7 protein-coding genes are annotated in these 6,807 nt (G+C 74.9%); 3 read left to right on the top strand and 4 right to left on the bottom strand.

Going from position 1 to position 6,807, the window contains the following annotated elements; translation table 11 throughout:
- Window positions 1-112: 112 nt before the first annotated feature.
- The gene (locus tag ACZ7JZ_RS18890) at window positions 113-724 is read right to left on the bottom strand and encodes an SGNH/GDSL hydrolase family protein (RefSeq protein ID WP_470940435.1); all 612 of its coding nucleotides are present in this window, start codon (window positions 722-724) and stop codon (window positions 113-115) included.
- A gap of 231 nt (window positions 725-955) precedes the next feature.
- Between ACZ7JZ_RS18890 and ACZ7JZ_RS18885 the strand changes: the two genes are divergently transcribed.
- Complete coding sequence (locus tag ACZ7JZ_RS18885; RefSeq protein WP_470940432.1) at window positions 956-1,300, top strand: DUF1330 domain-containing protein; 345 nt, start codon at window positions 956-958, stop codon at window positions 1,298-1,300.
- A gap of 37 nt (window positions 1,301-1,337) precedes the next feature.
- On the opposite strand, the gene ACZ7JZ_RS18880 is transcribed toward ACZ7JZ_RS18885, so the two are convergent.
- Together ACZ7JZ_RS18880 and ACZ7JZ_RS18875 are read right to left on the bottom strand one after the other, a co-directional pair.
- Window positions 1,338-1,832: a hypothetical protein gene (locus ACZ7JZ_RS18880; RefSeq protein ID WP_470940429.1), complete on the bottom strand. Its 495-nt coding sequence runs from the start codon at window positions 1,830-1,832 to the stop codon at window positions 1,338-1,340.
- Window positions 1,833-2,723: 891 nt separating this feature from the next.
- Window positions 2,724-3,080 carry an SCO0607 family lipoprotein gene (locus tag ACZ7JZ_RS18875; protein ID WP_470940426.1) on the bottom strand — a complete coding sequence of 119 codons (357 nt, stop codon included), beginning with the start codon at window positions 3,078-3,080 and terminating at the stop codon, window positions 2,724-2,726.
- 404 nt (window positions 3,081-3,484) lie between these two features.
- On the opposite strand from ACZ7JZ_RS18875, the gene ACZ7JZ_RS18870 reads away from it, so the two are divergent.
- A complete protein-coding gene (locus ACZ7JZ_RS18870) occupies window positions 3,485-5,377 on the top strand; it encodes a protein-arginine deiminase domain-containing protein (protein ID WP_470940670.1) in 1,893 nt (630 codons plus the stop codon).
- A gap of 73 nt (window positions 5,378-5,450) precedes the next feature.
- Here the strand turns inward: ACZ7JZ_RS18870 and ACZ7JZ_RS18865 are convergent, their stop codons facing one another.
- Window positions 5,451-6,179 carry a hypothetical protein gene (locus ACZ7JZ_RS18865; protein ID WP_470940667.1) on the bottom strand — a complete coding sequence of 243 codons (729 nt, stop codon included), beginning with the start codon at window positions 6,177-6,179 and terminating at the stop codon, window positions 5,451-5,453.
- Window positions 6,180-6,328: 149 nt separating this feature from the next.
- Between ACZ7JZ_RS18865 and ACZ7JZ_RS18860 the strand changes: the two genes are divergently transcribed.
- On the top strand, window positions 6,329-6,796 hold the full coding sequence (locus ACZ7JZ_RS18860) for a hypothetical protein (RefSeq protein ID WP_470940423.1): 468 nt from the start codon (window positions 6,329-6,331) through the stop codon (window positions 6,794-6,796).
- The last annotated feature ends 11 nt before the right edge of the window (window positions 6,797-6,807 follow it).

Genomic DNA, 6,807 nt, shown 5'->3' with positions numbered 1-6,807 from the left:
GAGGGGTATGAAAGGAGCCGCGCACCGCTGCTGCCCGAGGCGCTGCGGCGTGTTCTGCTTGGATTGCCCCCCTCCCCCCCTTCAACAAAAGACCCCCCCCCCCGCGCCCGGGTCAGAAGCGGGGCTCCAGGGGGCCGAGGCCCAGGGTGCGGAGGGTGAGGTCGGCCATCTGGAGGTGGCCCGCCGCATTCGGGTGGGCCGGGTCGTCGAGCCAGGCGATGGGGTCGGCGGCGCCGAAGTGCCCGAGCCAGTGGGCCTCGTGGTCGACCAGCAGCGCGCCGGTCTCGGCGGCGATCTCGCGTACGGCCTGCGCGTACGCGGGGAGTTCGCCGCGGGCCTCGCGGCCCGCGATGCTGACCAGGGCGGGGGTGTGCAGCACCACCTGGGTCCGCTCGTCCGCACGGCTGATGATCTTGCGCATGGCGTCGTGGAACTCGGGCAGTCCGGCGCGGCCCGCGCGTGCGTCGTTGGTGCCGAGCGAGACGGACAGCACGTCGGGGGCGAAGCGTCCGACGAGGTGGTCGTACTCGCCGAGCACGTCGACCGCGCGCCAGCCGGAGACGCCGGTGTTGACGACGATGTCGGTGAGCCGGTCCAGCTGCCAGCGGACCCGCTCGTGCAGGTGCTCCACCCAGCCGCGCGCGCCGTGGGTGTGCAGCACGGCCTGCGTGATGCTGTCGCCGGTGGCCACCCACGTCATGGGCGCTTCCGAAAGCCTGATCATGCGGTCCCTCCCCCCGGGATGCGGCGCCGCCGACCGCCGGCGGCCGCCACGGGCGCCATCATGCCCGGTCGCGGACCGGCCGACACACACCGGGGGCGCGGTCCACGACGGTCGGCATGACCCGGCAGGTACGGGCGGCATGACCCGGCAGGTAATCGCCCCTCCGGCGGCGGGAACGCATGATGGCTCCAACAGCCCGCACCCGCAGGCCCGTTGAAGGGGGAAACCACCATGACCGCGTACGCCATCGGCCACATCCGCCCCGAGACCGTGAACGAGGACGTCCTCCGGTACATCGAGCGCATCCAGGGCACGATGGAGCCCTTCGGGGGCCGCTTCCTCGTCCACGGCAAGGAGGTCGAGGTCCTGGAGGGCCCGTTCCCCGGGACCGTGGTCATGATCGCCTTCCCCGATATGGACCGCGCCCGCGCCTGGTACGCCTCCCCCGCCTACCAGGAGATCCTCCCCCTGCGCACCCGCCACATCCCCGGCGAGGTCCTCCTCGTCGAGGGCGTCCCCGCCGACTACGACGCCGCGGACACGGCCGCCGCCCTGCGCGGGGCGGCGGGGCTCTGACGGGGACGGCGGACTGCTGCTCGCCGGACGGTGGGTTTCAGAAGGATGCCTCGGGCGCGACGGCATAGGTGCGCAGCGGATCCAGGTGGAGTTCGTGCGGGCCCATGCAGTCGGCCGCGAGTGTGCCCACGGCGGCCCCGCACGTGCACGTCGAGTTGGGGCCGCCGGTCCCCAGGGGTCCGCAGCATCCGTGGTGGCCGCCCGGGGAGGCGGTCTGCGCCAGGCCCGGCGCGTCTTCGGGGTGCAGGACGACGGAGTCCCGGGGGCCGGCCGGCACCATGCCGGTCATCTGGGGCGGCATGAGGAGGGGCCGGCTCACCCGCACGGGAGGCGCCCCGGCGCCCGGGGCCGTGAAAGGGGCGCCCCAGGGTTCGGGGTCGACCGCGTAGCAGCCCCGGGGGACCGTCGAGGGCGCGACACCCGTCGTGCCGCGCCGGTTCCCCTCGTGCGCGGGCGCGTCCGGGACGCCCGGGAGCTCCCTCAGGTCCGGGGTGAGTGCGGCACCGCAGCTCGCGCAGTGGAAGACGGTCATGGCGGCAGTTGTACCCCGCCGACGGGCGCGGTCACGACTGCGTTCTCCTGCTGGGGCCCGTCAGCTGAGGCCGGTGCGGACCGGTTCCGATGGGCGGGGGTGGCCAGGACCGCTGCGGGAGCGTCCGTCCCTCGGGGCCCACCAACGTGTGAGGGGTGACGGGGCGGAAGCCGGTTCGCGTGTCGGGCGGGCGGCGGATGCGGGGTTCACGCGGACGGGTGGCGGGATTCGCCCGGGGGGTCGGCGTGCTGCCCTCCGGCGGGGTGCTTCCGGGTCCGGGGCCGTGCCGCGCGGGGATGCGGGCGGGTTGGGAGGGTGTGAGTACCGCGAGCCGTAGTCCGATACTGACCGCCTCCGCCGCCCCCACGGGCCCCGGACCGCACGGACCCCGCGCGCGCCGCGCGTCGCGGGACCGGTGCGGCCGGACCGTGCGGGCCACTGCGGGGACCGACACCGGTGCCGCCGCGCTGCGCGGCTCGGCACCACCCACCGGGTGCGGAGAGGAGCGGACCCGGGAGGTCGGATGACCTTCTGCCTGCTCGTCCTCGTGCCCTGCCTGCTGGCCGTGCTGCTGCTGCCGAAGGAGCGCCGGGCGGTCCGCCGGGCGGGGCGGGCGGTCCGCCGCCCGGTCCACCGGCGTCGGCGCCTGCGGGCCGCAGCGCCTGCGGGTGTGCCTGCGCGCATGCGGGCCGGAGCGCCTGTGCGTGTGCGGGCCGGTGTGGCTGCGCGTACGGCGACGGGATCGGGGGTGATCTGGCACCCCGGGGGTCCGCTGACCCGTCGGCGCCCTGCGCACTGATCCCTTCCGCACACACCGACGGGCCGGGTCCGCCGTGGATCGTCCGGCGGGCCCGGCCCCGGGTGGTGCAGTGCAACGGGTCGCTTCAGGCGTCAGCCCGGGTGCGGTGCGTCGATGATCTTGCCGTCCTTGTCGAGGGTGTGGGTGCGCCAGTACACGTCCCACTTGTCGTCGACCTTCTGCGGCACCTTCCCCTCCGGGTAGCGCGTGTAGCCCGCCGGCGGCTTCTCCCCGTCCTTGACGCACGCGGAGCCCGTGTTGCCCACGTACAGCACCGGGTACTCGCCGTTCGAGCAGACGGCCTCCTCGTACTGGAGGGAGCAGCCCGCGAGCGCCAGCAGCGCCGCCCCGGCGAGGGCCGCGGCCGCGGCGCGGCGGACCCCCGACGAGACGGGGGCGGGGGTGGAGGCGGGGGCGGAGGGGCGGCGGGTCCTGCGGTGCACGGGCATGGCTCTTCCTGTCCGGTTGCCGTTTTCGGTGCGCTGGGTAGATCGCTTGCTGCCCCCACTCTCGCCGCCGATGCGCCGCGGGCCCTGAGTACGCGTACTCATCCCCGGCCGTGCGGATACGCAGGAGGGGTCCCGCGGGCGGGTCAACTCGGCTCCCCCATAGCGCAATCCGGGCGCCGCGTCATCAGGCCCCGGGGCGAGCCCGCATCCCTCCGCGGGTGCAGCGCCCGCGACTCCGGGATGATCCGCGGCCCGGCAGGCAACGCATCCCGCGCGCACGCACTCTTCCGGCCCGACAGCCCAGTCCACGAAAGGGATCTCCGTTGGGTACGAGCCAGAACGACCGGATAGATCAGGCGAACAGCAGCACGCGGGCGAGCCGGGCCCGGCGGGCGACGCTGGCGGTGACCGCGCTCGGGGCGATCGGCGCCGTGCTGGCCCCCGCCGCCCCGGTGCTCGCCGCCGAGGCCCCCCGCGTGGACCTGCGGGCGGACGTGAACCGCGACGGGCGCGTCGACCTCGCCGGGTCCGGGGACACGGCCGGTGAGGACTCCTGGAGCGCGGAGCGCGGCGCGGTGTTCCTGCCGAACATCGACGACGACACGAAGCGCTGCCGGGCCGCCGGGCCGGACGGCCGGCCGCTGCCGGACGCCGAGCTCGCGGCCTGCAACGACGCGGCCGACACCGTGGTGAACGGCGCCGCGGACGCCGCCGACCTGGCGCCGGTGCGCTCGGTGCCGATGCCGGAGGTGTCGGAGTCCGCCACGGGTTCGCTGGGCCTGGTGGCGGGGGGCCGGAAGTCGCGGGTGTTCCTCAAGCGCGGCGACGCCTGGACGCACGTCACCTCCCGGACCCGCCTGACCGCCGCCGAGCTCCGCTCGGGGGTGGAGCTGGGCGTCGAGGCCACCGACGTCATCCGCGACACGAAGGCCTGGGACGGCCGTACGGTCGTCCGCCTCACGGTGGTGGACGGCGGCCGGAGCGCCTCCGACGAGGTCACCCTGCGGGTCGCCCCGCTGCTGACCCACCACCACCTCCAGAAGGCCCAGCAGGTGCTGGTGACCCGGATCCCGGGCACCGACCCGTACGCGCGGCGCCAGCAGGCCTTCGTCAAGGGGCTGTCCGCCGAGGTGAAGGCGGCGGGGATCGGCAAGCCGCTCGTCGCCTTCGAGAAGTACGGGGACATCTGGGCGCAGGACTTCGTCGAGCCGGGGTACGTCAGCATGACCGGGCCCGGCGGGCGCCGCCAGGCGATCCGGGTGATGCTGCGCTCCGCGCAGTCGGACCGGCCGGCGGGGCGCGAGCTGTTCGAGAAGCTGCGCGGCAGCGGGGTCGGCGTGGTGCAGGTGTCCGGGGTCCGCGACTCGGAGGAGTGGACCCTCAACTCCATGGGCAACCTGGAGACCGTCCCGCCCCACGCGAACGGCCGCCGGTCCTTCCCGGCCGGGCGCATCATCATGGGCGAGCGGAAGGACAACGGCTCCAAGCCCGCGCTGGCGATGCGGACCCTGCTGAAGTCCCAGGGCTTCCAGGACCCGCTGCTGCTGGACACCTCGTGGCTGCACGTGGGCCACGTCGACGAGTTCGTGCAGTTCCTGCCGGCGGACACCCCGCGCGGCTGGAAGATCGGGATCGCCGACCCGGCGGCGGGGCTGAAGCTGCTGCGGGACGCGAAGGCGGCGGGCCACGGCCGGACGAAGATGTTCTCGGTGCCGAACCGGCCGGGGTTGCCCGCGCCGAAGGAGACCATCGACCAGGCGCTCGCCTCCCGCTGGCTGGTCGCCGACAACGAGCTGGCCGCCAAGCGGATCAAGGCGAACCTGGCGGTCCTCCAGCGCGAGACCGGCGCCACGGACGCCGAGGTCGTCCGGATCCCGGCGCTGTACACCCGCGGTACGGAGCAGGCCGGGCGGGACACGCGCGTGCCGCGGCTGTCGCGGATGGGCGCCGGGGAGCTTCCGGTGCCGGACGCGGTGCGCGAGTACGGGCAGCAGAAGCGGCTCCAGCGCTCCGGCGAGCCCGCGGCGGCCCCGGGCGGGGTCATGACGAGCGCGTACGTGCCGGGCGCCGTCAACGGCATCCTGCTCGGCCGCGACCGCTACCTCGCGCCCCGGCAGTGGGGCCCGGTCATCGGCGGCAAGGACGTCTTCACCGCCGCCGTGACCAGGGCGTACACGCGCGCGGGCCTGAAGGTCGCGTACATCGACGACTGGGACACGTACCACCTCGGCATGGGCGAGGTGCACTGCGGCACGAACACCCTGCGGGACGCCTCCGGCGCCTGGTGGAAGCGGTAGTTGGGGCGCACGGACGAGGTGTGGGGCGGGCCGCGGGGGCGCATGCGCCTGCGGCCCGCCCCGCCGCGTCGGCTCAGCCCCCGGCATCGGCCCCCGCGCCCGCGCGCAGGGCCTTCGTCAGCATCCCGCCCGTGACGATCAGGCCCACGCCCAGCCACCACACGCCGCTGTCGAAGACGAGCACGGCGATGCCGATGGGGACCAGGAGGCCGACCAGGGGCAGCAGGAGGGAGGCGCGGCCCGGTTCGGGGGTGCCGGCGGCGCGGGCGCGGACGACTCCCGGGTACCAGACCGTGAACCGCAGGGCGGCGACGATGGCGAGGATCTGGATGATCCAACCCGTCCAGATGTTGTGGGGGTTGTGCAGGACGAGGTCGCCGTAGGCGCCCGCGACGGCCGCCGCCAGGAAGGCCAGCCCCCAGACGCCGGTGATCACGTGGTTCGCGCGCAGGAAGCCGGGCGCGTGCCACACCGAGGGGTCGGCCTGCTCGCGGGCGTACTGGAGGGTGAAGGGCATCCGGACCGCCATCGAGCCGAAGGCGATCGCCGTGAGCGCGAGGTTCGAGACCTCGCCCGCGTACGTCTCCAGCCAGCGCAGCGTACCGGGGCTCGCGAGGACGCCGATGACGGCCATCACGGCGAAGAACACCACGTCGGCCAGTTCCAGCAGCTTCCAGGAGCTGCCGCGGTGCAGGACCCGCCCCGCGACGACCAGGGCGAGCGCCGAGACCAGCGCGATGGCCACGGCGATCTCGAACCGCCCCGGGCCCACCAGCAGGGAGAACGCGATCCACGGCGCCATCCCGACCACCGGGTTCTCCAGAAACCCGGAAACCCGCCCGCCGGCCGCACCATACGCCTCGGACCCCACCCTCCCAGCCTGCCCGCGCACCGCGGAACCGGCCAACCGGGCTGCTGTGCCGGCGGGCTCCGCGGCGTAGGGTCGCGGCCATGGAGCGAGCGGAGTTACCGAGCCGGATACCCACCCACACCCTGCGGAGGACCGGGCAGAGCCTCCTCCTGTTCGTGTGCGGGAGCACCTTCGCACTGCTCGGCGTCGGCATGGTGGTGCAGGGCTCCGATCCCGTGAGCACCTCGATGGGGGTAGCCGCTGCCGCCGGGGGCGGCTGGTGCGTCTTCCGCAGTTGCCTCCTGGGAGTGCGCATCGACCACCGGGGGCTCACCGAGCGGGGCTTGGGGCGTTCGGTGAGCGTGCCGTGGTGCGCGATCCAGGCGGTCGAGCCCGGCGCCAGCCCCGGTCCGGCCCCGGCGGCAGGGGCTGCCGTGCTCCTCAAGAGCGGGGAGCGGGTGGGGCTCGGCGCCCTGGCCTCGTACTCCGGCCGGACTGTCGGCGCCGACCCGGCCCTGATCAGGGCCCTGCACTCCGCCCACGCCGCGGAGTGCCCCGCCTGCGCCTGACGGGCCCGGGC

The organism is Streptomyces sp. NPDC038213 (assembly GCF_055600495.1).
Note: the sequence above shows the minus strand (reverse complement) of the source record. Positions and strands in the feature narration are given on the sequence as shown.

Bases quoted from the DNA above. Each gene is read 5' to 3' on its own strand.
- ACZ7JZ_RS18890 (WP_470940435.1), bottom strand. From the start codon at position 724: ATGATCAGGCTTTCGGAAGCGCCCATGACGTGGGTGGCCACCGGCGAC.
- ACZ7JZ_RS18885 (WP_470940432.1), top strand. From the start codon at position 956: ATGACCGCGTACGCCATCGGCCACATCCGCCCCGAGACCGTGAACGAG.
- ACZ7JZ_RS18880 (WP_470940429.1), bottom strand. From the start codon at position 1,832: ATGACCGTCTTCCACTGCGCGAGCTGCGGTGCCGCACTCACCCCGGAC.
- ACZ7JZ_RS18875 (WP_470940426.1), bottom strand. From the start codon at position 3,080: ATGCCCGTGCACCGCAGGACCCGCCGCCCCTCCGCCCCCGCCTCCACC.
- ACZ7JZ_RS18865 (WP_470940667.1), bottom strand. From the start codon at position 6,179: ATGGCGCCGTGGATCGCGTTCTCCCTGCTGGTGGGCCCGGGGCGGTTC.
- ACZ7JZ_RS18860 (WP_470940423.1), top strand. From the start codon at position 6,329: ATGGAGCGAGCGGAGTTACCGAGCCGGATACCCACCCACACCCTGCGG.